Source organism: Streptomyces sp. NPDC005820, assembly GCF_040630255.1.
Lineage (GTDB): Bacteria > Actinomycetota > Actinomycetes > Streptomycetales > Streptomycetaceae > Streptomyces.
Genome location: NZ_JBEXXE010000005.1, coordinates 306,224 through 331,744, shown reverse-complemented (window position 1 = coordinate 331,744; position 25,521 = coordinate 306,224). Strand labels below are relative to the sequence as shown.

Here is a 25,521-nt window from a genome sequence, read left to right as displayed (position 1 = left end):
GCGCCGGTGACGTGGCAGCCGAGGAGCCGTCCGTGGCGGAGGCCGCCGTGCCGCCGTCCGCCGAGGCGGTCCCTGTGACTCCCGCTCCTGCCACTGACGAGCCTCCCAGGCCTCTGCACGACCCCGACCCCTACAGCACCCCGCCATACGGCCACCCGGGCCCCTGGGCCCCCGCCCCGCCGGTCCAGCACCCGGCGGCGAGGCTCGCTCGGACGCCGCCGCCCGCTGCGGCCCCGGCTGCCACACCATCGGTGACGGAACCGCCCGTGCCGACCGCCGCCACCCAGCCCGCACCAGAGCCTGCCGCGCCGACGGCCGCGATACCGGGAGCCACAGCCCCCGACTCCGCTCCAACCCCGACCCCGAGCCCGTCCACGCCCCCGGCACCGACTCCGCCCCCGGCACCGACTCCGCCCCCGGCACCGGCTCCGCTCCCGGCACCGGCTCCGCTCCCGGCTTCCGGAGTCGGCACGCCCGACCCGCAGCCTTACTCGGCTCCCGGAGTCTCCGCACCCCCGCTCCCGGCTTCCGGAGTCGCCACGCCCGACCCGCAGCCTTACTCGGCTCCCGGAGTCTCCGCACCGCCGCTCCCGGCTTCCGCGGCCGCCACCGCCGACCCGCAGCCTCACTCGGCTCCCGGAGTCTCCGCACCCCCGCTACCGGCTTCCCCGGCCGACCCGCCCGACCCGCAGCCTTACTCGGCCCCCGGAGTCTCCGCACCCCTCCCAGCCGCTCCCGGAGTCCCGGAAGTCCACGGAGTCCCGCAAGTCCCTGCGGCCCCCGGAGTCTCGGAAGCCCCCGGAGGGCCCACACCCCCTACACCCTCCACACCACCCTCCACCTCCTCCGACGACCCTTGGCGCCGCTACGACCCCTGGGCCCCCGTGCCCGCCGGCCCCCTGCATCAGACCGGTGCCGCCGTGCTCAGTGAGGATGCGCGGCGGCGGCAGGTGCGGAAGCGGATTGCCGGGGGTGCGTTGGCGCTGGCGTTGGTCTCCGGGGTGCTCGGTGGGGTCGTGGGGGCTCAGCTGGAGCGCCGGGGCGGGTTCGGCGGGGTGAAGTTGCCGCAGGCGTCCGCGGAGCCCACCGGGCGGGCCGCGGACAGCGTCGCGGGCATCGCGGCCCGCGCCCTGCCCAGCGTCGTCACCCTGCATGTCAGCGGCAGCGAGGAGTCCGGCACGGGCACCGGCTTCGTGCTCGACGCCAGCGGCCACATCCTCACCAACAACCACGTCGTCGAGCCCGCCGGCGACGACGGCGAGATAACCGTCGTCTTCAACGGCGGCCAGACCGCGAAGGCGGACGTCGTCGGCCGCGACAGCGGCTACGACCTCGCCGTGGTCAAGGTCAAGGGGGTCAGCGGGCTCCGCCCGCTCCCGCTCGGCAACTCCGACGGCGTCCAGGTCGGCGACCCGGTCGTCGCCATCGGCGCCCCCTTCGACCTGGAGGGCACGGTCACCTCCGGCATCATCAGCGCCAAGGAACGGCCCATCACGGCCGGCGGCGACAGCGGCCACGCGAGCGACGTGTCGTACGTCGACGCGCTGCAGACCGACGCCCCCATCAACCCCGGCAACTCCGGCGGACCCCTGCTCGACACCAAGGGCCGGGTCATCGGCATCAACTCCGCCATCCGCTCCGCCGCCGACGGCTCCGACTCCGGCAGCGGCGAGGCCGGCTCGATCGGCCTCGGCTTCGCCATCCCCGTCAACCAGGGCAAGCGCGTCGCCGAGGAGCTGATCAACACCGGTCACGCGACCCACCCGGTCATCGGTGTCACCCTCGATCTGGACTACGCCGGCGACGGCGCCCGGGTGAGTACCAAGGGCGGCGACGCCGGCGCGCCGGTCACCCCGGGCGGCCCGGGGGCTCTGGCGGGCATCAAGGCCGGGGACGTGATCACGGAGGTCGACGGCACCCGGGTCCACTCCGGCACCGAACTGATCGTCAAGACCCGCGCCCACCGCCCCGGCGACCGACTGGAGCTGACCGTCGAACGCGACGGCAGGGAACGTACGCTCTCCCTCGTCTTGGGATCCGCTGAGGGCGACTGAGCAGCAGGCTGTGCACAGCGATTGACAGAAACCTCACAGACCGGACCCCGAAACCCCCTCCGACAAGGCAAACAACGCGGAAAACCGGCCGGGTGCACCCAGCCGGGCAGCGCGGGACGGTACCGGTCGGACAGGTGTGACAGGTACCGTGGACCCGGCCCGGACCACGGAAGACCTGACCAGACCGCCGAGGGCCGAGGACCGCGGACATCCCAAGGAGCTTCAGGTGTTCAATGACATAGGACCGCTCGAGCTGGTGACGATCGTCGTCCTGGCCGTGCTCGTCTTCGGTCCGGACAAGCTCCCGAAGGTCATCCAGGACGTGATGCGTACCGTCCGGAAGATCCGTGAGTTCTCCGAGAGCGCCAAGCACGACATCCGCGCCGAACTGGGACCGGAGTTCAAGGACTTCGAGTTCGAGGACCTCAACCCGAAGACCTTCATCCGCAAGCAGCTCGACAACGACGAGCTGGGGCTGAAGGAGATCCGCAACGGCTTCGACATCAAGAAGGAGATGGCCGAGGTCACCGAGGCCGTCCACAGCCGCGACACGGACTCCTCCTCGGACTCTTCCGGCGGGCGCATCGACATGACGAAGAAGCCCGAGGACCCGGGCAAGGACGACCGTCCGCCCTTCGACTTCGACGCCACGTGATCTTCGACGCCACGTGATCTTCGCCGCCTGACGGCCGCCTTCCCCGCTGTTCGTGGCCGGGTGGCTATGCTGCCTGGTTGTTGTGCGGAACGGACGAGTACGCCCGAAGGGGGGCGGGCCGGACCGTTCCGTCGAGAGCGAGGAGGCGTCCGGGCACATGGAGACGACGAGTCGGGCAGTCGAACAGGCGCCGGCCGCGGAGGGTGGACAGCAGGTCCCCTCCGCTCGGCGCACCGTCGACGGCTACCTGGAGGCGCCCTTCCCCTGGTACGGCCTCGACGAGGCCTTCACGGGGCCGCGCTGGCTGATGCAGGTGGGGACGGCGGCCGACGGGGCCGTCGAACACGGTTCCATCGGACACGGTGACGAACCCTCCGTACGGCACGAGACGGCCGGGGAGGACCGGGGGAGGTTCGCGGTCGTCGTGACCGTCGCCGCGAATCCGTCCCGGAGGAGCGCCGACGGGACGGGGCTGCTCGAGGCCACCTCGGTGTCCTCGGCGGCCTGGCTGGCGGGGGTGGGGCTGCTGTCCTTCACCTGGCCGGGGCAGATGGACCACAGTCTGCGGGACGACTGGCTGGACCAGCAGACGGAGACGGCGTGGGCGCTGGCCGACGATCTCGGCGGGCCGGAGTGGTCCAGCCTCTCCCTGCCGGTGGACGGGGTGCCCACGCCGTTTCACTACCGTGAGTCGGAGTTCGGGTGGGTGCTGGCCGGGTCCACCGAGCAGGGGGTGCACCTCGGGGCGTACGGCAGGGGTATGAGCGCGTACGGGCTCGGGTTCTCCGTGGTCAAGGACATCGCCGAGTACGTCTAGGCCGGTGGGGAACTGCGGGCCGTATGTGGCTGGTCGCGCAGTTCCCCGCGCCCCTGAGGTCGGCTGACCCTGAGGTCGGTCGTACCTAGAACTTGTTCTTGGGTGTGATCCCCAGCGACAGGCCCGAAAGGCCCCGCTGCCGTCCTCCCAGCTTCCCCGCGATCGCCCGCAGCGCCGAACCCGCCGGAGAGGCCGGGTCCGTCAGGACCACCGGCTTGCCCTCGTCGCCGCCCTCGCGGAGGCGGATGTCGATCGGGATGGAGCCGAGGACGGGGACCGTGGCTCCCGTCGTGCGGGTCAGGCCGTCCGCGACCAGCTGACCGCCGCCGGTGCCGAAGACGTCGACCATCTCGCCGCAGTGCGGGCAGGGCAGGCCGGACATGTTCTCGACCACGCCGACGATCTTCTGGTGGGTCTGGACGGCGATGGCGCCCGCGCGCTCGGCCACCTCGGCCGCCGCCTGCTGCGGGGTCGTGACGACCAGGATCTCCGCGTTCGGGACGAGCTGGGCCACCGAGATCGCGATGTCGCCGGTGCCGGGCGGGAGGTCGAGGAGGAGGACGTCCAGGTCGCCCCAGTAGACGTCCGCGAGGAACTGCTGGAGCGCGCGGTGGAGCATCGGGCCGCGCCAGACGACCGGGGCGTTGCCGGGCGTGAACATGCCGATGGAGATGACCTTCACGCCGTTCGCCGACGGCGGCATGATCATGTTCTCGACCTGGGTGGGACGGCCGTCCGCGCCGAGCATGCGGGGCACGCTGTGGCCGTAGATGTCGGCGTCGACCACGCCCACCTTGAGGCCGTCGGCCGCCATCGCCGCCGCCAGGTTCACCGTCACCGAGGACTTGCCGACGCCGCCCTTGCCGGACGCCACCGCGTAGACCCGGGTGAGGTTGCCGGGCTTGGCGAAGGGGACCTCGCGCTCGGTCTGGCCGCCGCGCAGGGCCGTCGCCAGCTCCTTGCGCTGCTCGTCGCTCATGACGTCGAGCGTGACGTCGACGCGGGTGACGCCCTCGACCCCGGAGACCGCCTCGGTAACCCGCTGGGTGATCGTCTCGCGCATCGGGCAGCCCGAGACCGTCAGGTACACGGTGACCGCGACCGCTCCGTCCGCGCCGATCTCCACCGACTTGACCATCCCCAGCTCGGTGATGGGTCGGTTGATCTCCGGGTCGTTCACCGTCGCCAGTGCCTCGCGCACCGCGTCTTCGCTAGCCATAAGGACGATGGTACGGCGCCCCCGGGGGACCGCGGCCAGCCCCTCAGCGGTCGTCTGCGTCACGTCCCGGCGACCGATCCGCCGGGAATACGACCCTGCCCTCGTGACCGTCGTGACCGTCGTGGCCGTCACGCCGGCCGTCCAGCTCCTTGAGCATGTCCTGCAGCTCGTTGCGGATCCAGTCGCGGGTGGCGACCTCGCCGAGGCCCATCCGCAGCGCCGCGACCTCGCGGGTGAGGTACTCGGTGTCCGCGATCGACCGCTCGTTCTGCTTGCGGTCCTGTTCGAGGTTGACGCGGTCGCGGTCGTCCTGCCGGTTCTGCGCGAGCAGGATCAGCGGGGCCGCGTAGGAGGCCTGAAGGGACAGCATCAGGGTGAGGAAGATGAACGGGTAGTTGTCGAAGCGCAGGTCGTGCGGGGCGAAGATGTTCCACAGCACCCACACGATGATGACGACCGTCATCCAGACGATGAACCGTCCGGTGCCCAGGAAGCGCGCGATGCGCTCGGAGAGCCGGCCGAAGGCCTCCGGGTCCCACTCGGGCACCAGCCGGCGCCGGGGCGGACGCGGCTGGTCGAGCCGGGCGCGCGGGCGGGTGGTCGCGGTCGCGCCGGAGGGCGTGCGCTCGCGCGAGCCCTCACGTGCGCCGTCACGCTCAGGAGCCATGCGGGACCACCCCCTCGCCCGTCCCGGCGCCCGTCCCGGCGCCCGTCCCGGCGTCCGTCTCGTCGTTCAGATGGAACTCGGTCTCCCGCCAGTCCTCCGGCAGCATGTGGTCCAGTACGTCGTCCACGGTGACCGCGCCGAGCAGCGCCCCCGCCTCGTCCACCACCGGCGCCGCGACCATGTCGTACGTCGCGAAGAACCCGGCGACGACCGGCAGCTGGGCCTCCGGGTCGAGCGCCTGGAGGTCGTCGTCGAGGACCGCGCTGACCAGCGTGTACGGCGGTTCGCGCAGCAGCCGCTGGAAGTGGACCGTGCCCAGGTACTTGCCGGTCGGGGTCTCGTCCGGCGGGCGGCAGACATAGACCTGGGCGGCGAGCGCGGGGGACAGGTCGGGGTTGCGGACGCGCGCGAGGGCGTCGGCGACGGTGGCGTCGGGGCGCAGGACGATCGGCTCGGTGGTCATCAGACCGCCGGCCGTGTGCTCCTCGTACGACATCAGCCGCCGCATGTCGGCCGCGTCGTCGGGCTGCATCAGGCTCAGCAGCCGCTCCTTGTCGGCCTCGGGCAGCTCGGCGAGCAGGTCGGCCGCGTCGTCGGGGTCCATGGCCTCCAGGACGTCCGCCGCGCGCTCCTCCTTCAGCTTGCCGAGGATCTCGATCTGGTCGTCCTCCGGCAGCTCCTCCAGGACGTCGGCGAGGCGGTCGTCGTCGAGGGCGGCGGCGACCTCGGCGCGCCGCTTGGCGGAGAGATGGTGCAGGACGTTGGCGAGGTCGGCGGGGCGCAGCTGCTCGAAGGTGGCGAGCAGGCTCTCGGCGCCCTGCCCCTGCTCCTCCAGGGAGAACCCGGTCACCGCCGACCACCCGACCGTCAGCGTCTCGCCCTTGGCCCGCCGGAAGGCGCCGCCCTTCCTGCCCTTGCGGACGAAGACACGGGTGATCTCCCAGTCCCGGCGGGCGGGCAGCTGCTGCACGGACACATCGAGGACGGTGACCTCCTCGCCGGTCTCGACGAGCGTGACGCGCAGGTCGAGCAGTTCGCCGAAGACCAGCCGCTCGGTGGGCCGCTGCTCGAAGCGGCGGACGTTGACCACGCCGGTGGCGATGACCTGGCCGGACTCGACGCCCGTCACCCGGGTCATGGGCAGGAAGATACGGCGCCGGGTGGACAGTTCGACGACCAGGCCGAGCAGCCGCGGTGGCTTGTGGCCGACGCGCAGCATGACGACCAGGTCGCGCACCCGGCCCACCTGGTCGCCGCTCGGGTCGAAGACCGGGACACCGGCGAGGTGCGAGACGAAGATCCGGGGGGCACCGGCTGCCATGGCTGTGGTTCCCTGCTTCCTTTTGCGTGCTGCGGTGCTGCTGGCTTCCTTTTCCGAAGCGCCTTCCCAATTGCCCGCTCCTGCGGGCTTCAGGCTAGCCCGTCCCGATCGGATACGCCCTGGTGAGCGGTCCGGACGGACCCGTTCAGACGGCGGTCCGGGACCCCGGTACGCTGCCGTACGCCGCTCAGCACACCCCCGCAGAAAGGCGGCCTTCTCTGTGACTGCGATTCCCCGAGGCCGTACCCGCCGGGCCGCGCTGCTGAGCGCGATGTGCGCACTGGTCGTGGGGCTGGGAGCGGGGTGCAGCGAGGATCCGGACGCGGGCACGAACGGGGTCGGCAAGCTGCCCGCCGCGCAGATCCAGACGAAGACGAAGACGGCCGCCGGGGCGGTGGACGCGGTGCGGTTGGCGGGGACCGTGGTCACCAGCGGCCGTACGTACAGGCTCGACATGCGGCTGAAGGAGGACGGCGGCTCCGGCTCGGTCACTTCCGAGGGCGCCACGTTCCATCTGCTGCGGGTCGGCGAGCAGCTGTTCCTGAAGGCCGACGCGGCGTTCTGGGCCCATGAGGACGGCACGTCCGACGACGACGCCAAGGACACGGCCGCCGCGGACAAGCTCGACGGCAAGTATGTGAAGGTGCCGTCGGGGGACCCCTCGTACAAGAAGTTCAGCGTCTTCACGGACAAGGACCTCCTTCTCGACGGTCTGCTGACCCTGCACGGCGCGGTGAGGACGGACGGCCACCACGAGCAGTCCGGCACCCGCACCATCCGCATCACCGGGGACGGCGGCGACGGCGGCACCCTGGACGTCTCCCTGGAGGGCGAGCCGTACCCCCTGCGCCTGGTCCGGGCAGGCGGCGCAGGCACCCTGACCTTCTCCTCCTGGGGCAAGGACTTCCCCCTGGAGGAGCCGCAGAAGGGCGAAACGGTGGATTACGGGAAGCAGCTCCCGACGTCGTAGACGTCCGGGGGCGCGGGGCTGTGTTCCACGTGCGGCTCCGCCGCGTGGGCGCGACCGGCCCCCACCGCCCCGCAGCCGAAGAACTAGCCCTTCCGCCGCCGCATCAACAACCGATGCAACCCCGCAGGAGCCGCCTCCCGCGTGGTCGCGGGGGACGGCACGGGCCGTGCGGCCAGATCCCCGTCGGGCAACGGCAGGATCGCCCCCGTCGGCTCCAGGCGAAGCACCCGGCACTCCCGCGCCCAGCGCTCCGGCATCGCCTCACCGTCGGACGCGTTCAGCCGCTTCCCCTTCAGCTCGCCGACAGCCGCCTCCCACTCCTGCGACCCGGGCGCGAGCTGGACGACCGCGGCCGTCCAGGAGACCAGTCGGCCCCCCTTGTCCTTGCTGCGCACGGTCACCTCGGCGGTGCCGCCCTCGACGAGCCCCGGCAGCGGCTGCTCGCCGGGCCCGTCGCCGACCACGCAGGCCGCGCCCTCGTGCCAGACGTGCCACAGCACCCGCGCGGCCGGTTCGCCCGCGCCCCTGACCCAGATGAGGCCGGACTTCTTGGTGGCCTCCTCGACGAGGGCCTGGTCGAGCAGCTCGCTAGTCATGGCCTCAGGGTATCCAGCCGCGCTCACAGCCAGCCGTTGCGCTTCAGGGTGCGGTGGATGCCGACACACATCCCGACCATGACCGTCATGACGACGGGGTAGCCGAACTTCCAGTGCAGCTCCGGCATGTAGTCGAAGTTCATGCCGTACACCCCGCAGACCATGGTCGGCACGGCGATGATGGCCGCCCAGGACGTGATCTTGCGCATGTCCTCGTTCTGGGCGACGGAGGCCTGCGCGAGGTTGGCCTGGAGGATCGAGTTGAGGAGCTCGTCGAAGCCGACGACCTGCTCCTGGACGCGGGCGAGGTGGTCGGCGACGTCCCGGAAGTACTTCTGGATGTCGGGGTCGACCAGTCGCATCGGCCGCTCGCTGAGCAGCTGCATCGGCCGCAGCAGCGGGGAGACGGCGCGCTTGAACTCCAGCACCTCACGCTTGAGCTGGTAGATCCGGCCGGCGTCGGTGCCGCGCGGGGTGCCCTTGCGGCCCGGCGAGAACACCTCGGTCTCGACCTCGTCGATGTCGTCCTGCACGGCGTCGGCGACCGCGACGTAACCGTCGACGACGTGGTCGGCGATGGCGTGCAGCACCGCCGAGGGGCCCTTGGCGAGCAGCTCGGGGTCGTCCTGGAGACGGTGGCGCAGGGCGCGCAGCGAGCCCTGGCCGCCGTGCCGGACGGTGATGAAGAAGTCCTTGCCGGTGAAGCACATGACCTCACCGGTCTCCACGACCTCGCTGTTGGCGGTCAGCCGGTCGTGCTCGACGTAGTGGATCGTCTTGAAGACGGTGAAGAGGGAGTCGTCGTAGCGCTCCAGCTTGGGGCGCTGATGGGCCTGCACCGCGTCCTCGACGGCCAGCGGGTGCAGCCCGAACTCGCCCGCGATACCGGAGAATTCGGCCTCGGTCGGCTCGTGCAGCCCGATCCACACGAAGCCGCCGTCGCGCCGGACCTGGCGCATGGCCTCCTGCGGGGTCAGGGCGTGCCCGAACTCGACGCGGGAGCCGTCGCGGTAGACGGCGCAGTCGACGACGGCCGACGGCATCGCGGGGTCGCGGGTGGTGTCGTACGCGCCGGTGTCCACCCGGACACCGCCCTTGCGGACGCCGCCCTTGAGCAGGGAGGGGCGGGCGGGACGGACCACGGCACGCAGGTCGCGGATCATCGACATGGCAGGGCTCCTTCGCGTCGGGCAACGAAAGGCCGTGGTGACGGGTGGAACTACCCGGAATGGGGACGTCCTGCTTCGGATGTTTGGCACGTCCACAAAGCGGGGAGCACCGCACCGTCGCGGTGGCGAGTTCGCTGCTGATTCAGATCAGACGGATCAGGCAAAACGAAACGAAGTGCTCTTCCGCGTGAAGACGCGAACAGGAAAGGCGGCGGTCAGCCGGAACCTAAGGGGAGCTGCATCAGCGGCCGGAAGAGCGAGTGGTACTGCACGGGTGACTTCGATCCATGACAGCCCCACCTCCTCCAGCCGGTCCCTCGTAAGGGAGTCCCATCGGCGTCCGAGGCAAGATCGCGACGCTTCTGCGTGCTGCCTCGAACCACCGACTCAGAGTATCAGCCGACTGAAGTGTCAAGGCGCTGCTTTGCCCGGTACTGACGAGTTCTATGCTCGCGACATGGCTGATGTTCTTCCTCTCGTCGAGGCCCGGTTGCGTACGGCGCTGGGCGAGCCGGACGCCCGCGCGGCGGTCACCTTCCTCGGTACGGACCGTATCGAGGTGCTCCGTTTCCACGAGGGCGACATCGTCCGCTACGCCACGCTCGGCATGTCCGCGCAGCCGATGACGGACCCCACCGCGGTGCTCGCCGACCCCGTCAAGGGCCCCCGCGTCGAACTGGTCCTCTCCGTACGGGGCGGGCTCGCCGAGACCGACAAGGTGCTCCGCCCGCTGGCCGTGCTCGCCGCGTCTCCGCAGGTCGAGGGGGTGGTCGTGGCGCCCGGCGCCTCGCTGGACGTGGGGGAACCACTGTGGCCGGGCGCCCCGTTCACCTCGGTCCTGGTCGCCGAACCGGGCGGCCTGGTCGAGGATCTGGAACTGGACGAGCCGCTCGACCCGGTCCGCTTCCTCCCGCTGCTCCCCATGACCCCGAACGAGGCCGCCTGGAAGCGGGTGCACGGCGCCCAGGCCCTCCAGGAGCGCTGGCTGACGAACGGGACGGACCTCCGGGATCCCGCCCGCAGGTCCGTCCCGCTCGACTGACGCTCCGTGAGGAAGGTCACCAACCGGTGGCCGAAGAGCCTCGGTTGGCACAGTGGGCAGGCGGCGGCCGTCCGCACGGACCGTCAGTTCGCGAACACCGCGACGGAGTCCTCGGTCGCATGCCGGGGAGCCGACTCCCGCACCCCGTGGGTGAGCGCCTTCTGCCGCAGAAGGACCACGACCGCGCCGAGGACCGCGGTGGCCGCCGCGACCACGAACGGGACGTGGGCGTCGGTCCACTCCTCGATCTTCGGCGCGAAGTAGGGCGCGGCCGCCGCGGCGAACCACCGCACGAAGTTGTAGCCCGCGCTCGCCACCGGGCGCGGGGCGTCGGACACGCCGAGCGCCAACTCGGTGTAGACGGTGTTGTTCACGCCGATGAACGCGCCGGACAGGACCGTGCAGACGATCGCCGTGGCGTGGGAGCCGTAGCCGAGGACCAGCACATCGGCCGCGAGCAGCACCAGTGAGCCGCCGAGCACCTTCAGCGAGCCGAACCGCTCCTGCAGCCGGGGCGCCACGACCACCGAGAACACCGCGAGCAGCACCCCCCAGGCGAAGAACACCGCCCCCGACTTGTAGGGGGTCATGTCCAGCACGAACGGGGTGAAGGCCAGCACGGTGAAGAACGTGTAGTTGTAGAAGAACGCCGAGGCCGCCACGGAGGCGAGACCGCCGTGGCCGAGCGCCTTCACCGGGTCGAGCAGCGAGGTCCTGCGGGCCGGCTTCGGCTGCTCCTTCAGGAACGCGGTGATGCACAGGAAGCCGACCGCCATCAGGAACGCGGTGCCGAAGAAGGGGTAGCGCCAGCTGGCGTCGCCGAGCACCGCGCCGAGCAGGGGGCCGCAGGCCATGCCGAGGCCGAGGGCGGACTCGTACAGCAGGATCGCGGCGGCGCTGCCGCCCGCCGCCGCGCCGACGATGACCGCGAGGGCCGTCGACACGAAGAGGGCGTTGCCGAGGCCCCAGCCCGCGCGGAAGCCGACGAGTTCGGCGACCGAGTCCGAGGTGCCGGCGAGGCCCGCGAAGACCACGACGAACGCGAGGCCGAGCAGCAGGGTCCGCCGGCCGCCGATCCGGCTGGAGACGAAGCCGGTCACCAGCATCGCGAACGCGGTGATCAGGAAGTACGACGTGAAGAGCAGGGAGACCTGGCTGGGTGTGGCGTCGAGACCCTGGGCGATGGACGGCAGGATCGGGTCGACCAGTCCGATGCCCATGAAGGCGACGACGGAGGCGCCGGCCGTCGCCCACACCGCCCTGGGCTGACGCAGAAGACCGGAAGTAGTTGGCATATACACATGATAAGTTAGGGCGGCTAATTAATGCAAGCTGCATCTATCTGTTTCCGGTGAACCCGTTCCGTCCGGACGGGTGATCGTCCTTGACGTGGGCCTGCTCGGGTAGGACCGTGGGGCCCTATGAGGGGCGAACCCAGTTGCCCGAAGTGTGGTGGCCGGGTCAGGGCTCCCGGACTCTTCTCCGACTCCTGGCAGTGCGATGTGCACGGGACGGTGCATCCGCTGCAGCCCGTGATCCCGCCCAGCGTCGAGGCCCTCAGCGTCGTGGTGCACCGTACGCAGGTGCCGGTGTGGATGCCGTGGCCGCTGCCGGTGGGGTGGTTGTTCACGGGGGTGACGTACGCCGGTGACGACCGCAGCGGCGGCCGCGCGACCGCGGTCGCCTGCTCCGGGCCCGGGCCGCTGGGCGGCGTGGCCGAGCTGATCCTCGTCGCGGAGGAACTCGGGGTCGGGCTCGGCGCGCGGTACGCCGGGATCGACGGACCCGATCCGGGGCCCTACATGAGCGTCGAGAAACCCGCGCAGGCGAAGGTGCTGGCGGTGGGCCGGCCCACGCCGTTGTGGCATGTCTCCGGGGTGCCGGACGACCGGGCGGTGTTCGCGGGGGAGGCCCGGGGGCTGTGGCTGTGGGCGGTGGTGTGGCCCGAGCAGGCCGGGTTGTTGATGTACGACGAGCTGGTGCTGACGGATCTGCGGGACGCGGGGGCGGAGGTGGAGTTGGTGCCGTGCGGGGCGTTGTCGCCGCGCTTGCTCAAGCCGTAGGGGTGTGTGAGGGGGGCGTTGTCTGGCGCGCTTGTAGGGGGTGAACCTCACTTTTGGGTGTGACATTCGGTGTTCGAATCTGGGCTATGCTGAGGCGTCCCTTCCGTATGCCGTCCCGCTTGGAGTTCGTTCGTGCGTATCGATCTGCACTGCCACTCCACGGCGTCCGACGGTACGGACACGCCCGCTGAGCTGGTGCGGAACGCCTCCGCCCGTGGGCTGGACGTCGTCGCGCTGACCGATCACGACACCACCCGCGGGTACGCGGAGGCGATCGGTGCGCTGCCCGAGGGGCTCACCCTGGTCACCGGCGCCGAGCTGTCGTGCCGGATCGACGGGGTCTCCATGCACATGCTGGCCTACCTCTTCGACCCGGAGGAGCCCGCCCTGCTCGCCGAGCGCGAGCTGGTGCGCGACGACCGGGTGCCGAGGGCGCGGGGCATGATCGCCAAGCTCCGGGAGCTGGGCGTGCCCGTCACCTGGGAGCAGGTCGCGCGGATCGCCGGTGACGGCTCCGTGGGGCGGCCGCATGTCGCGACCGCGCTGGTCGAGCTCGGGGTCGTACCGAGTGTGAGCGACGCCTTCACCCAGGACTGGCTGGCCGACGGCGGCCGGGCCTACGTCGAGAAGCACGAGACGGACCCCTTCGAGGCGATCCGGCTGGTCAAGGGCGCGGGCGGGGTCACCGTCTTCGCCCACCCGGGCGCCGGCAAGCGTGGCCGTACGGTCCCCGAGTCCGCGATCGCCGACCTGGCCGCCGCCGGCCTCGACGGCATCGAGGTCGACCACATGGACCACGACGAGGACACCCGCGCCCGGCTGCGCGGGCTGGCGAAGGACCTCGGGCTCCTCGTCACCGGCTCCTCCGACTACCACGGCAGCCGCAAGACCTGTGTGCTCGGCGAGTACACCACCGACCCCGAGGTGTACGGGGAGATCACCCGGCGCGCCACCGGGGCGTTCCCCGTGCCGGGGACCGGCGGGGCCTGAGGCGTACCCCGGTCCTCCCGTCCGCTCTTCTTTCCCGCAAGGCCTCTGTACTGATGTTCGACGTTGCCCTCTTCGGCTCTCTCTTCCTGACCCTCTTCGTCATCATGGATCCCCCCGGGATCACCCCGATCTTCCTCGCCCTGACCGCCGGACGCCCCGGCAAGGTGCAGAAGCGGATGGCCTTCCAGGCCGTCTGCGTGGCGGGCGGTGTCATCACCGTCTTCGGGCTCGTGGGACACCAGATCCTGAACTATCTGCACGTCTCCGTGCCCGCGCTGATGATCGCGGGCGGGCTGCTGCTCCTGCTGATCGCGCTCGACCTGCTCACCGGCAAGACCGACGAGCCGAAGCAGACCAAGGACGTCAATGTCGCGCTCGTGCCGCTCGGCATGCCGCTGCTGGCCGGGCCGGGCGCGATCGTGTCGGTCATCCTGGCCGTGCAGAAGGCCGACAGCGCCGCCATGCAGGTGTCGGTGTGGGCGGCGATCCTCGCCGTTCATGTCGTGCTGTGGCTGGTGATGCGCTACTCGCTGCTGATCATCCGGGTCATCAAGGACGGCGGTGTGGTCCTGGTGACCCGGCTCGCGGGCATGATGCTCTCCGCGATCGCCGTGCAGCAGATCATCAACGGGATCACCCAGGTCGTCCGGGCGAGCTGACCCGGCGTACACGCACAGAGCCCCGTACGGCGATCGGCGCCGTACGGGGCTCTGAAGTGTGTAAGGGCCCGCGGGTTATGAGGCCGCGGATTCGGCCGGTCGGATCCAGAGTCGCTGCCCGATGGCGGCGGCGTCCTGCACGATCCGGTTGACGGAGGCGGCGTCCACAACGGTGCTGTCCACGGGCGTGCCGTCGACGTCGTCGAGTCGCATGATTTCGAAGCGCATGGGCTTCTCCCTTCGTCTGGTCATCCTCCTGGAGGATTGCTAGCTACATGAGGAGTCAACGGGCTGCGTGTTACAAACATTCCCTACGCTAAAGAAATTTTTCGAACGGCTAATTACCCGCCGGTAAGAGAGTGTGTGGAGACTGAACGGGATCGGTTGTGTTCACAGCGTGACCGCCGGGACAATGGAGGCGATGAACGACGACCTCCCGGCCCTCGCCGCCCGTATCGACCGCACGAACGAGCTGCTGACCCGCATGCTCGCCGAGGTGGCCAAGACGCCCTCGACCCATGCGATCTTCGTCGACGCGGGGTATCTCTACGCCGCCGCGGGCCGGCTGATCGCCGGGACGGAGGACCGCAGAGCCTTCGATCTCGACGCCGAGGGGCTGATCGAGGCGCTCATCGACCGCGCCCGCACGATCTTCGCGGACAGCAGACTGCTGCGCGTCTACTGGTACGACGGCGCCCGGCGCCGCATCCACACCGCCGAGCAGCAGTCCATCGCCGAACTCCCCGACGTCAAGGTCCGGTTGGGCAACCTCAACGCCAACAACCAGCAGAAGGGCGTCGACTCACTCATCCGCACCGACCTCGAGTCCCTCGCCCGGCACCGCGCCATCAGCGACGCGGCCCTGCTCGGCGGCGACGAGGACCTGGTCTCGGCGGTGGAGGCCGCCCAGGGCTACGGCGCCCGGGTCCACCTGTGGGGCATCGAGGCGCCCGAGGGCCGCAACCAGGCCGAGCCGCTGCTCTGGGAGGTCGACAGCCAGCGCACCCTCGACCTCGACTTCTTCAAGCCGTACGTCGCCCGGCGCACCGCCCCCGCCTACGAGGCGAGCGGCGCGAGCCGGCCCACCCGCGAGGACGTCCGCTTCGTCGGCGCCCAGATCGCGGCGAAATGGCTCGCGGCGCGGGGCCGGGAGGCCCTGGTCGAGCTGCTGCCCGGCCACCCCTACCTCCCCGGCTCCGTCGACCAGGACCTCCTCGTGGAGGCCGAGGGCATCCTGCAGTACTCCCTGCGCGGCCAGGCCGACCTGCGGCGCGCGCTGCGGGACGGGTTCTGGGAGCACGTACAGACGCAGTACTAGCCCGGTCGTCGGGGGTGCCGGTCCCAGAAGTCGGCGAGACCCGCGGCCGTGGCCAGTGGCCGGTCCAGGTTCGGTGAGTGCTCGGCATCCGGGACGACGGTCCGGTCGGCCCGCAGCCGTACCGCCATCTCGTCCAGCAGCGGCAGCGGCCAGGTGTCGTCCCGCGCGCCCGACAGGACGTGGAACGGCAGCGGCACGGCGGCGAGTTCGGCGACACGGTCCGGCTCCGCGCACAGCTGACGGCCCGTGGCGAGAAGCTGGGCGGGCTTGTGGTTCAGCCAGCGCAGCCGCAGCTGTTCCGGATCCCCGAAGCCGCGCGCCGGACCGCCGACCTCCTCCGGCGGGCCCATCGCCACGATCGCCTCCCACACCTCCGGCATCGTCATCACGGCGAGCGCGTCGTGCAGCAGCTTCACCCGCAGCTTCTGCGACTGCGAGATCTCGGCCGGGCCGGACGACATCAGGGTGAAGGACCGGAAGGGGGAGTGGTCCAGCAGGACCGCCGCCCGGGCGATCTGGCCCCCCAGGGAGTGCCCGACGAGATGCAGGGGTGTGCCTAGCGCGGCCGCCTGCGCGAGGACGTCCCGGGCCAACTCCTCGCGTGCGTACGGGGATTCGTCGTCTGTCGGGCCCTCGGACTCGTTCTGTCCGCGTCCGTCCACCGCGACCATCCGGTAGCCGCGCGCCGCCAAGGGCCCGTGCAGATGGTGGAAGTCCTCCTTGCTGCCGGTGAAGCCGGGCAGCAGCAGCGCCACGCCCCGCTCCTCGACCCCGGCGGCCACCGGCGAGTCGACGACGGCGAAGTCACCGCGCGCGGTCCGCAGCGCGTACGCACGGGCACCGGGAGGCGGGGGGAACGGGGTCGAGGAGGTGGTCGGCCTGGTCACGTGCTGAGGCTACCCGCACGGAGGGACGAGGAGACGGGCGGCCGGGCGGCTCGGGCGGGAACGCCGACGGCCCGGCTCCTCCGTGGGGGAGGGGCCGGGCCGTCGGTCCGTGCAGCCGGGGTCGGTCAGCTGTCCGTGGGTTCCGCGGCGGCCGTCGCCTTACGGGTGCGGCGCACCCTCGGCTTGGCCTCGGCGGTGTCCACGGCGGCCTCGGCCGGAGCGGCGACCGCGGCCTTGCGGGTGCGGCGCGGCTTGGCCTCCGCCTCCGCCGCCGTGGCCTGGGCCGGGATCTCGGCCGTCACCGTGGCGGCGGCCTTGCGGGTCCGGCGCGGCTTGGCGACCGCTTCCGTCGCCTCGACCGTGACCTGCGCCTCCGCCGGAGCGGCGGCAGCGGTCTTCCGCGTGCGACGGGGCTTGACCTCGGTCGCCACGGCGGCTTCGGCGGCGTCGGCGGCTACCGCCGGAGCGGTGGCCGCGGTCTTGCGGGTCCGGCGCGGCTTGGTGACCGCTTCCGTCACCTCGACCGTGACCTCGGCGTCCACCTGCGCCTCCGCCTCCGCCGGGGCGGCGGCGATCTTCCGCGTGCGGCGCGGCTTGGCCGCCGTGCCCTCGGCGGTGTCCACGGCGGCCTCGGCCGGAGCGGCGACCGTGGTCTTGGCGACCGCGGTCTTCCGGGTGCGGCGCGGCTTGGCCTCCGTGCCCTCCGCCGTGTCGACGGCCGCCTCGGCGGTCGCGGCGGCGGTCTTGCGGGTGCGGCGCGGTTTGGCCTCCGCCTCCACCGGCGTGGCCTGGGCCGGGATCTCGGCCGTGATGACCGTCTCCGGGGCCTCGGCTGCCTTGCGGGTGGTCCGGCGTCGGGGCTTGGCCTCGACGGCCTCGGCGGTGTCGGCCACGGCCTCCGCCGGAGCGGCGGCGGCCGTCTTGCGGGTCCGGCGGGGCTTGGTGACGGTCTCCGTCGCCTCGACCGTGACCTCGGCGTCCACCTGCGCTTCCGCCTCCGCCGGAGCGGCGGCCGTCGTGCGCGTACGGCGCGGCTTGGTGACCGCTTCGGTGGCCTCGACCGTGACCTGCGCCTCAGCCTCTGCCGGGGCGGCGGCGGTCTTCCGCGTGCGCCGCGGCTTGGCCGCCGTGCCCTCGGCGGTGTCCACGGCGGCCTCCGCCGGAGCGGTGGTCGCCGTCTTACGGGTGCGTCGGGGCTTGGCCTCGACGGCCTCGGCCGTGTCGACCGTGGCCTCCGCCGCGGCGGCCGTCTTACGGGTGCGGCGCGGCTTGGCCTCCACCGCCTCGGCGGTGTCCACGGCGGTCTCGGCCGGCGCGGCTGCCGCTGTCTTGCGGGTGCGGCGCGGCTTGGCCTCGGCGACCTCCGCGGCCGGGACCGACTCGACCGTCTCCACGACGGCCTCGGCGGCCTCGACAGCGGGGGCCGCAGCAGCGACCTTGCGGGTGCGGCGGCGCGGCGCGGCGGGGGCCTCGGTGGCAGCCTCCGTGCCCTCGGCCGTCGCCACGGCCGTTTCGGCGGACGGAGTCTGAGCCGGCGTCAGCTCCGCAGCCGGGGCCGTCTCCACAGCGGCGGTGGTCTCCACAGCCGCAGCGGTCTCCGCGGACCGGCGGGTGCGGCGGCGGCGCGGCTTGGCCGGGGTCTCGGTGGCCTGCGGGGCCCCGGAGGCGTCCAGGGACGGGCCCTCCGCGGTCGTCAGGGCCGTCTCCGCGGCCTCCGGGGCGGCGGACGTGACCGCGGTCACCGGAGCCGCCTCGGCGCCCGCTCCGCCGCGCGTACGGCGTCGGCGGCGCGGGGTGCGGGACGCGGCGGCCTCCTCGGCCACCGGCGTCTGCTCCGTCGTGGAGACCTCCGGCGCTCCGTCGAGCATGGCCCCGCCGCGCGTACGACGGCGGCGGCGCGGCGTACGGGCCGGACGCTCACCCTCGGCGGACCGGTCGCCGGACCGGTCGGCGGATCGGGACTCGCCCCGGCCGCCGCGCTCGCCCCGGCCTCCCCGGCCGCCGCGTGCACCGCGGCCGCCCGGCTCGCCCAGGTCCTCCAGCTCCTCCGCGTCCAGCCCCGCGCGCGTGCGCTCGGAACGCGGCAGGACACCCTTGGTGCCGGCCGGGATGTTCATCTCCTCGAAGAAGTGCGGGGAGGTGGAGTACGTCTCCGGCGGATCGTTGAACGAAAGCTCCAGCGCCTTGTTGATGAGCTGCCAGCGCGGGATGTCGTCCCAGTCGACGAGCGTGACGGCGATGCCCTTCGCGCCCGCGCGGCCCGTACGGCCGACGCGGTGCAGGTACGTCTTCTCGTCCTCGGGGGTCTGGTAGTTGATGACGTGGGTGACGCCCTCGACGTCGATGCCGCGCGCGGCGACGTCGGTGCAGACGAGGACGTCCACCTTGCCGTTGCGGAAGGCGCGCAGCGCCTGCTCGCGGGCCCCCTGGCCGAGGTCGCCGTGGACCGCGCCGGAGGCGAAGCCGCGCTGCTTGAGCTGGTCGGCGAGGTCGGCGGCGGTGCGCTTGGTGCGGCAGAAGATCATGGCGAGGCCACGGCCCTCGGACTGCAGAATGCGCGCGACCATCTCCGGCTTGTCCATGTTGTGCGCGCGGTACACGTGCTGCGAGATGTTCGCGACGGTCACGCCCTCGTCGTCCGGCGCGGTGGCGCGGATGTGCGTGGGCTGCGACATGTAGCGGCGGGCGAGCCCGATGACCGCGCCCGGCATGGTCGCCGAGAACAGCATGGTCTGGCGGCGCGCCGGCAGCAGGTTGATGATCTTCTCGACGTCGGGCAGGAAGCCCAGGTCGAGCATCTCGTCGGCCTCGTCGAGGACGAGGGACTTGATGTGCTGGAGGTTGAGCTTCTTCTGGCCCGCGAGGTCGAGGAGCCGGCCCGGGGTGCCGACGACGACGTCGACGCCCTTCTTGAGGGCCTCGACCTGGGGCTCGTAGGCCCGGCCGCCGTAGATCGCGAGGACACGCACGTTGCGCACCTTGCCGGCGGTCAGGAGGTCGTTGGTGACCTGGGTGCACAGCTCGCGCGTGGGGACGACGACGAGCGCCTGCGGGGCCTCGGTGAGGTCCTCGGGCTTCGCGCGGCCGGCCTCGACGTCGGCGGGGACGGTCACGCGCTCGAGGAGCGGGAGGCCGAAGCCGAGCGTCTTGCCGGTGCCGGTCTTGGCCTGGCCGATGACGTCCGTGCCCGACAGGGCCACGGGGAGCGTCATCTCCTGGATGGGGAAGGGAGTGGTGATGCCGACGGCCTCCAGGGCCTCGGCGGTCTCGGGAAGGATTCCGAGCTCTCGGAACGTAGTCAGGGTGCTGCCTCTTCTGTGAATGCGGTGCGAGGCGAGCGCGGGGGTCTTTGACGGACCGTGCCGGGGACGTCGGCTGCCTTACGGACCGACCGCATGCGGCAAGCCGTATGGCACGGGACCTCTGCCGACGCTCAAGGGCCTGTCCGGCGGATCATGCCGGAGACGCAGGGTGATGACGGGTCACCGTGGATCGCCTCCGGCCTCATCCGCCGGACAGGTCCAGCGCTCGTACCGCTGGAGGGTTCCCTCCGGTCGTCGTACGCGATGTGCCGTACGGCCGGGGAGGGCTGTCGGGTCGGAGCCGATCGGGCCACCGACCGGGCATCCTCATACGTGCGGCCCGTCGAATATTCGGCAGGCGCATTACCACCATACCCCGGAATCGCGCACACGCGATGGCCGATTCGGTCACGTTGTGGTTGTCACACCGTCGGACGTGGTCGCTCGCGTCGTCGTGGTCACACTGATTGACCAGGTACTTCCACCGCCCGGAGAGCGGGCTATTGTGCGCTGCATGACCACCTCTGACAAGCCTGAGAACGCCTCCGAAGAGCCTGACGAGTCCGCCACCGACTCCGCCGAAGCCGCCACGGGGATCGCCGCCCAGGACTGGGCGCGGGCCGCTGCCGATCCGCAGTACCGGGCCGCGGTCGTGGACCTGCTCGGCGCCCTCGCGTACGGGGAGTTGGCCGCGTTCGAGCGGCTCGCGGAGGACGCCAAGCTGGCGCCCACGCTGGAGGACAAGGCGGAGCTGGCGAAGATGGCCTCGGCCGAGTTCCACCACTTCGAGCGGCTGCGCGACCGGCTCACGGAGATCGGCGAGGAGCCGACCGCGGCCATGGAGCCGTTCGTCGCCGCGCTCGACGGCTTCCACCGGCAGACGGCGCCCTCGGACTGGCTGGAGGGCCTGGTCAAGGCGTACGTCGGCGACTCGATCGCCAGTGACTTCTACCGGGAGGTCGCGGTCCGCCTGGACACCGACACCCGTGCCCTGGTGCTCGCCGTGCTCGACGACACCGGTCACGCCGGCTTCGCCGTGGACCGGGTCCGCGCGGCGATCGACGCCGACCCGCGCGTGGGCGGACGGCTCGCGCTGTGGGCGCGACGGCTGATGGGCGAGGCCCTGTCGCAGTCCCAGCGGGTGGTCGCCGACCGGGACGCGCTGTCGACGATGCTCGTGGGCGGTGTCGCGGACGGGTTCGACCTCGCCGAGGTCGGCCGGATGTTCTCCCGGATCACCGAGGCCCACACCAAGCGGATGGCCGCGCTGGGGCTCGCGGCCTGAGAGCCGTCGGGCCCAGGGACGCTACGCCGGGGCCGAGCGGCGGCGGAGTCGGCCGGCCGGGCGCAGCAGCAGGGAGACCGAGGCGACGGAGACGACCGCCGCGCCGATCAGGCTCGGCAGCAGGGTGCCGGGGCCCAGCGCGCTGTGGGTGACGAAGTCACCGAACAGGGCTCCGGCGATGCCCGTCGCGAGGACGAGGGTGCGGACCGGCAGGCGGTGGGACAGGCGCTGGAGCGCCGCCCACGCGAGCGCGAGACCGAGCACAGCGGAGCCGAGCGCTTCCAAGATCATGAGGGTCCCTCCCGAGCGGCGGGCCGTGCACCAAGGTCACAGCCCGTCCTACCCGTGACCTGCGGATTGCAATCCTCCTGCGGGGACCACTTGTGAGTGGCCGGTGAACATGCGAAGGGGCCCGGCGGTCGTACGGACCGCCGGGCCCCTTCTCGCGATGCGTGCGCCTTGCTCGTGCCTTACAGCGCGCCGAAGCCCACCTTGCGCGGGGCCGGCTCGCCCAGCTCGACGTAGGCCAGGCGGTCGGCCGGTACCAGGACCTTGCGGCCGTGCTGGTCCACGAGGCTGAGCAGCTGCGACTTGCCGGCCAGTGCCTCGGCCACCACGCGCTCGACTTCCTCGGGAGTCTGACCGCTCTCCAGAACGATCTCGCGGGGCGCGTGCTGCACGCCGATCTTGACCTCCACGGCTATGTCCCTCCGACGGTCATGGGGTGCGCGGGCGTCCGCGCCGTACGCTGCACACATTAGCCCGGTGAGGGGACGTACACGGCGTGGCCGTCCACGCCAGGAGCGAACAGCGGGCGGGAACAAACGGGCGAGCCGCGCTGTGGCTCAGTGCTGATCGGTGCCGTGCAGCGGGAACCCGGCGATGCCCCGCCACGCCAGCGAGGCCAGCAGCTGCACCGCCTGATCGCGCGGGACGCTGCGGTCGCTGTGCAGCCAGGAGCGGGCGACGACCTGGGCCAGACCGCCCAGACCGGAGGCCAGCAGCATCGACTCCGGGCGCGAGAGACCCGTGTCCTCGGCGATGACGTCGCAGATCGCCTCGGCGCACTCGGTGGCGACCTTGTCGACGCGCTCGCGCACCGCGGGCTCGTTCGTCAGGTCCGACTCGAAGACCAGGCGGAAGGCCCCGCCGTCGTCCTCGACGTACGCGAAATAGGCGTCCATCGTGGCGCGGACGCGCTGCTTGTTGTCGGTCGTCGAGGCGAGCGCGCCCCGCACCGCCTGGATCAGCGACTCGCAGTGCTGGTCCAGCAGCGCCAGGTAGAGGTCGAGCTTGCCCGGGAAGTGCTGGTACAGCACCGGCTTGCTGACACCGGCCCGCTCGGCGATGTCGTCCATGGCGGCGGCGTGGTAGCCCTGCGCCACGAAGACCTCCTGGGCGGCGCCCAGCAGCTGATTCCGTCGGGCACGGCGCGGCAGGCGCGTGCCTCGCGGGCGTGCCGCCTCTGTCTGCTCGATGGCTGTCACGCCGCCTCCCAAAGTCGTCCTCATGCGGTGAGCGCCGCGCCGCCATCGTACTTTTCGGTAACCGTGTGGCGCGCGGTGCGAGCGCAGAATTTCACGGACCGGACGATCACAAAAGCGGTACAGAAGGTTTTGAAGCGGTGCAGTCCGGGCAGGATTCACCCCCGCTCCTTTCCTGGATGGAGCCGTGACGTCAGCGGTAGTCGTCCTCGTCCAGTGAGACGACGCGCGCCTGTTCGACGAGATCCGCCTCGTTCGCCCGAGTGGGGTCCACGCCCTCCAGGGGGTCGTCGCGCCCCGGGGTGACGTCCGCGTACTTCTCGGCGGCCGCGTTCTCCGGTGCCTCGACGTCGAGCTCCCCGAAGTCGTCGTCCTCTTCCGCGAACGTCTCGGGGTCGGTGGGGTCAATCGCCATGGTGGGCTCCCTTCCAACGGACGCCCCCGGAACACGCGGGGGCCACAAGCGGGTGCCCTCAGTACGAGCCTAGGAGACACCCGTTTCGGACGCTATGCGATGCGCCCCCGGATCGCGCCGGTATCGGCGCCCGCCCCGCCCCGCTCTTGTGACGCCGAACACACATGGCCGCACGTGATCGTCTCGTAACATTGCCCGCATGTCTTCGACCGAGCTGCCGTCAGTGCCGCCCACCAGTGTGCTGCCGAAGGTGGCCTCCGTCAGGGTCGCGGAGGGCGAGCGGCTGCGGTCCGTCGGTCTGCCGGGCGTCACCCTGACCGTCCGGTCCAGGCCGCCCGCGCGGGAGGGGCTCGAACCCGCCCTGTACGTCCACGGCCTCGGCGGTTCCTCGCAGAACTGGTCCGCGCTGATGGCCCTGCTCGACGGGGCGGTGGCGAGCGAGGCCGTCGACCTGCCCGGCTTCGGCGACTCCCCGCCCCCGGACGACGGCAACTACTCCGTCACGGCACACGCGCGTGCCGTGATCCGCTACCTCGACGCGTCCGGCCGCGGCCCCGTGCACCTCTTCGGCAACTCCCTCGGCGGCGCGGTGTCCACGCGCGTCGCGGCGGTACGCCCCGACCTGGTCCGCACCCTGACCCTGGTCTCGCCGGCCCTGCCCGAGCTGCGCGTGCAGCGCACCGCCATCCCGACCGGGCTCGCCGGCCTGCCCGGGGTGACCGCGCTCTTCAGCCGGCTCACCCGGGAGTGGACGGCCGAGCAGCGCGTCAGAGGCGTCCTCGCGCTCTGCTACGGCGATCCCGGCAGCGTCTCCCCGGAGGCGTTCCGGCACGCGGTGGAGGAACTGGAGCGGCGGCTGCAGCTGCCGTACTTCTGGGACGCCCTGACCCGTTCCACGCGCGGGCTGCTCAGCGCCTACACCCTGGGCGGCCAGCACGGGCTGTGGCGCCAGGCCGAGCGGGTGCTCGCGCCCACCCTGCTGATCTACGGCGGCCGTGACCAGCTCGTCGGCTTCCGGATGGCCCAGCGCGCCGCCCGCGCCTTCCGCGACTCCCGCCTGCTCACCCTGCCGGACGCCGGGCACGTGGCGATGATGGAGTACCCGGAGACGGTGGCCGCCGCGTTCCGCGAGCTGCTCGCCGATACCGCCGACGCGAAACCGGGGGGCTGAGACTCACGTGGGACGCCACAGCCGGCGTGGACCTGCGCCCAAGAGCGCACCCAAGAACTCTTCCCGTGCCTCCTCCGGGGCCGACGGCACCCCCGTGCTGCTTCCCGACGGCACGCCGTCCCACGGAGTGCCCCGGTACCCCGACGGCACTCCCGCGCGCGGCGTTCCGCAGGTCCGCGGCGGACACCCCGAGCAGCGGGAGGCCGGGGGCGGCTGGGGCGACCTGAGAGGCCGCCAGGCGGGCGCCACCGGGCAGCCGCTGATACCGCGTCAGCGCCCGGTCCCGCCGCAGGGCCCGCGACCGGGTCCCCGCCAGGAGTACCTCGACGCCTTCGAACCGGGCGCCGACGACGTCTTCACGCGCGCGGGACGGCCGTTCACGCCCACGCGCGCGTCCGACTCGTACGCGGGCGGCCTGTACGGGGGTGACCTGCACCGGGGCGGCCTGCACCAGGGCGATCCGTACGGGGGCGGCCTCTCCTCCCCGGACGGTGACGGCGCGGACGACGACGCGCCGCCCACCGGTGCACCCGCCGACGGCAGGAGCGCCAAGGGGCGGACCTTCACCGGTATCGCCGCCGCGGCGGTCACGACCGTGCTGGCCGTCGTGGTGGCCGGGCAGGTGACCGTTGGGCGCGACGACGACCGCGTCCAGTCGCAGTCGGCCGCCGGGAAGGCCGCCGGCGGGGCCCTGGAGTCCGCCGCGCCGAGCCCGTCCACGTCCGCGTCCCCGGCGCCCGTGACGCTGACGTACGAGCAGAAGATGGACACCAAGTACACCCTCGACGCCAAGCTCAAGGGGTCCGGGAAGTTCGACGCGATCCCCGGCATCGCCAAGGCGCCGGGCAAGGGGCAGAAGTTCACCTACCGGGTGGACGTGGAGCAGGGGCTCGGTCTCGACGGTGAGCTCTTCGCGCAGGCCGTGCAGAAGACCCTGAATGACGACCGCAGCTGGGCGCACGGCAACGCGCGCACCTTCGAGCGGATCCACTCCGGGCAGCCCGACTTCGTCATCACCCTCGCCAGCCCCGGCACCACCGCCTTCTGGTGCGACAAGTCAGGCCTGGACACCACCGAGGACAACGTCTCCTGCGACTCGGCCGCCACCGAACGCGTCATGATCAATGCGTACAGATGGGCCCAGGGATCACGTACATATGGTGACGCGATCCATGCGTACCGTCAGATGTTGATCAACCATGAAGTCGGTCACCGGCTCGGCAAACACCATGAGAACTGCCAGAAGGACGGGGATCTCGCGCCCGTCATGCAGCAGCAGACGAAGTTCCTCGACCGCAACGGGATCCACTGTCTGCCGAACCCCTGGCCGTACCCCCAGGGCTGACGTGACGTTTCGCATCCGAGTGAACTCTTAGCGCGACCGAACGCGACCCGCACGGGAAAGTTACGACCGTTCACCCCTTTTGGTGGCGCGAT

The 25,521-nt window shown here is 71.8% G+C and carries 25 protein-coding genes; 12 read left to right on the top strand and 13 right to left on the bottom strand.

Annotation, left to right across the window (positions count from 1 at the left end; all coding sequences use genetic code 11):
• The first annotated feature begins 320 nt into the window (after positions 1–320).
• The 3 genes from ABZ464_RS08925 (at position 321) to ABZ464_RS08915 (ending at position 3,526) form a co-directional block, all read left to right on the top strand.
• Positions 321–2,054, top strand: a complete 1,734-nt coding sequence (locus tag ABZ464_RS08925; protein ID WP_359273022.1) for a trypsin-like peptidase domain-containing protein — start codon at positions 321–323, stop codon at positions 2,052–2,054.
• 226 nt (positions 2,055–2,280) lie between these two features.
• A complete protein-coding gene (locus tag ABZ464_RS08920; RefSeq protein WP_359272961.1) occupies positions 2,281–2,709 on the top strand; it encodes a sec-independent translocase in 429 nt (142 codons plus the stop codon).
• Between the two features lie 157 nt (positions 2,710–2,866).
• Positions 2,867–3,526 (top strand): hypothetical protein, encoded by a 660-nt coding sequence (locus ABZ464_RS08915; RefSeq protein WP_359272958.1) that lies wholly within the window; start codon positions 2,867–2,869, stop codon positions 3,524–3,526.
• Between the two features lie 85 nt (positions 3,527–3,611).
• Here the strand turns inward: ABZ464_RS08915 and ABZ464_RS08910 are convergent, their stop codons facing one another.
• The 3 genes from ABZ464_RS08910 to ABZ464_RS08900 are packed head-to-tail and all read right to left on the bottom strand — an operon-like array spanning position 3,612 to position 6,733.
• Positions 3,612–4,745 (bottom strand): Mrp/NBP35 family ATP-binding protein, encoded by a 1,134-nt coding sequence (locus tag ABZ464_RS08910; RefSeq protein WP_359272955.1) that lies wholly within the window; start codon positions 4,743–4,745, stop codon positions 3,612–3,614.
• 43 nt (positions 4,746–4,788) lie between these two features.
• Complete coding sequence (locus tag ABZ464_RS08905) at positions 4,789–5,412, bottom strand: DUF1003 domain-containing protein (RefSeq protein ID WP_359272952.1); 624 nt, start codon at positions 5,410–5,412, stop codon at positions 4,789–4,791.
• Complete coding sequence (locus tag ABZ464_RS08900) at positions 5,402–6,733, bottom strand: CBS domain-containing protein (protein ID WP_359272949.1); 1,332 nt, start codon at positions 6,731–6,733, stop codon at positions 5,402–5,404. Before ABZ464_RS08900 ends, ABZ464_RS08905 begins: the two co-directional genes overlap by 11 nt.
• A 220-nt stretch (positions 6,734–6,953) precedes the next feature.
• On the opposite strand from ABZ464_RS08900, the gene ABZ464_RS08895 reads away from it, so the two are divergent.
• Positions 6,954–7,703: a hypothetical protein gene (locus tag ABZ464_RS08895; RefSeq protein WP_359272946.1), complete on the top strand. Its 750-nt coding sequence runs from the start codon at positions 6,954–6,956 to the stop codon at positions 7,701–7,703.
• A gap of 83 nt (positions 7,704–7,786) precedes the next feature.
• On the opposite strand, the gene ABZ464_RS08890 is transcribed toward ABZ464_RS08895, so the two are convergent.
• Complete coding sequence (locus ABZ464_RS08890) at positions 7,787–8,299, bottom strand: hypothetical protein (protein WP_359272943.1); 513 nt, start codon at positions 8,297–8,299, stop codon at positions 7,787–7,789.
• Positions 8,300–8,322: 23 nt separating this feature from the next.
• The gene (locus ABZ464_RS08885) at positions 8,323–9,468 is read right to left on the bottom strand and encodes a magnesium and cobalt transport protein CorA (protein ID WP_358998524.1); all 1,146 of its coding nucleotides are present in this window, start codon (positions 9,466–9,468) and stop codon (positions 8,323–8,325) included.
• Positions 9,469–9,925: 457 nt separating this feature from the next.
• On the opposite strand from ABZ464_RS08885, the gene ABZ464_RS08880 reads away from it, so the two are divergent.
• Complete coding sequence (locus ABZ464_RS08880; protein ID WP_359272940.1) at positions 9,926–10,510, top strand: suppressor of fused domain protein; 585 nt, start codon at positions 9,926–9,928, stop codon at positions 10,508–10,510.
• 83 nt (positions 10,511–10,593) lie between these two features.
• On the opposite strand, the gene ABZ464_RS08875 is transcribed toward ABZ464_RS08880, so the two are convergent.
• Positions 10,594–11,805, bottom strand: a complete 1,212-nt coding sequence (locus ABZ464_RS08875; protein ID WP_359272937.1) for an MFS transporter — start codon at positions 11,803–11,805, stop codon at positions 10,594–10,596.
• 126 nt (positions 11,806–11,931) lie between these two features.
• On the opposite strand from ABZ464_RS08875, the gene ABZ464_RS08870 reads away from it, so the two are divergent.
• From ABZ464_RS08870 to ABZ464_RS08860, 3 genes are all read left to right on the top strand, one after another.
• Positions 11,932–12,573 carry a DUF6758 family protein gene (locus ABZ464_RS08870; RefSeq protein ID WP_133912557.1) on the top strand — a complete coding sequence of 214 codons (642 nt, stop codon included), beginning with the start codon at positions 11,932–11,934 and terminating at the stop codon, positions 12,571–12,573.
• 132 nt (positions 12,574–12,705) lie between these two features.
• Complete coding sequence (locus ABZ464_RS08865; protein ID WP_359272933.1) at positions 12,706–13,563, top strand: PHP domain-containing protein; 858 nt, start codon at positions 12,706–12,708, stop codon at positions 13,561–13,563.
• Positions 13,564–13,616: 53 nt separating this feature from the next.
• On the top strand, positions 13,617–14,222 hold the full coding sequence (locus ABZ464_RS08860) for a MarC family protein (RefSeq protein WP_359272931.1): 606 nt from the start codon (positions 13,617–13,619) through the stop codon (positions 14,220–14,222).
• A 75-nt stretch (positions 14,223–14,297) separates the two neighbouring features.
• Here the strand turns inward: ABZ464_RS08860 and ABZ464_RS08855 are convergent, their stop codons facing one another.
• Entirely contained in the window at positions 14,298–14,450 is a 153-nt protein-coding gene (locus tag ABZ464_RS08855) for a hypothetical protein (protein WP_359272929.1), read from the bottom strand.
• 193 nt (positions 14,451–14,643) lie between these two features.
• Between ABZ464_RS08855 and ABZ464_RS08850 the strand changes: the two genes are divergently transcribed.
• Positions 14,644–15,540: an NYN domain-containing protein gene (locus ABZ464_RS08850; RefSeq protein WP_359272926.1), complete on the top strand. Its 897-nt coding sequence runs from the start codon at positions 14,644–14,646 to the stop codon at positions 15,538–15,540.
• On the opposite strand, the gene ABZ464_RS08845 is transcribed toward ABZ464_RS08850, so the two are convergent.
• Together ABZ464_RS08845 and ABZ464_RS08840 are read right to left on the bottom strand one after the other, a co-directional pair.
• Positions 15,537–16,427 carry an alpha/beta fold hydrolase gene (locus ABZ464_RS08845; RefSeq protein ID WP_359272923.1) on the bottom strand — a complete coding sequence of 297 codons (891 nt, stop codon included), beginning with the start codon at positions 16,425–16,427 and terminating at the stop codon, positions 15,537–15,539. The genes ABZ464_RS08850 and ABZ464_RS08845 overlap by 4 nt on opposite strands.
• Positions 16,428–16,552: 125 nt before the next feature.
• Entirely contained in the window at positions 16,553–19,639 is a 3,087-nt protein-coding gene (locus ABZ464_RS08840) for a DEAD/DEAH box helicase (RefSeq protein WP_359272920.1), read from the bottom strand.
• A gap of 604 nt (positions 19,640–20,243) precedes the next feature.
• Between ABZ464_RS08840 and ABZ464_RS08835 the strand changes: the two genes are divergently transcribed.
• Positions 20,244–21,014: a ferritin-like fold-containing protein gene (locus ABZ464_RS08835; RefSeq protein ID WP_359272917.1), complete on the top strand. Its 771-nt coding sequence runs from the start codon at positions 20,244–20,246 to the stop codon at positions 21,012–21,014.
• A gap of 21 nt (positions 21,015–21,035) precedes the next feature.
• On the opposite strand, the gene ABZ464_RS08830 is transcribed toward ABZ464_RS08835, so the two are convergent.
• The 4 genes from ABZ464_RS08830 to ABZ464_RS08815 form a co-directional block, all read right to left on the bottom strand.
• Positions 21,036–21,305: a hypothetical protein gene (locus ABZ464_RS08830; RefSeq protein WP_359272915.1), complete on the bottom strand. Its 270-nt coding sequence runs from the start codon at positions 21,303–21,305 to the stop codon at positions 21,036–21,038.
• A gap of 179 nt (positions 21,306–21,484) precedes the next feature.
• Positions 21,485–21,712: a DUF3107 domain-containing protein gene (locus ABZ464_RS08825; RefSeq protein WP_030784015.1), complete on the bottom strand. Its 228-nt coding sequence runs from the start codon at positions 21,710–21,712 to the stop codon at positions 21,485–21,487.
• 147 nt (positions 21,713–21,859) lie between these two features.
• The gene (locus ABZ464_RS08820; RefSeq protein WP_359272912.1) at positions 21,860–22,501 is read right to left on the bottom strand and encodes a TetR/AcrR family transcriptional regulator; all 642 of its coding nucleotides are present in this window, start codon (positions 22,499–22,501) and stop codon (positions 21,860–21,862) included.
• A 190-nt stretch (positions 22,502–22,691) separates the two neighbouring features.
• Positions 22,692–22,913 (bottom strand): hypothetical protein, encoded by a 222-nt coding sequence (locus tag ABZ464_RS08815; RefSeq protein WP_359272909.1) that lies wholly within the window; start codon positions 22,911–22,913, stop codon positions 22,692–22,694.
• A 199-nt stretch (positions 22,914–23,112) separates the two neighbouring features.
• Here ABZ464_RS08815 and ABZ464_RS08810 point away from each other — a divergent pair, with 199 nt between their 5' ends.
• The gene (locus ABZ464_RS08810; RefSeq protein WP_359272907.1) at positions 23,113–24,084 is read left to right on the top strand and encodes an alpha/beta hydrolase; all 972 of its coding nucleotides are present in this window, start codon (positions 23,113–23,115) and stop codon (positions 24,082–24,084) included.
• A 94-nt stretch (positions 24,085–24,178) separates the two neighbouring features.
• Positions 24,179–25,429 (top strand): DUF3152 domain-containing protein, encoded by a 1,251-nt coding sequence (locus ABZ464_RS08805; RefSeq protein WP_359272905.1) that lies wholly within the window; start codon positions 24,179–24,181, stop codon positions 25,427–25,429.
• Positions 25,430–25,521 lie beyond the last annotated feature (92 nt).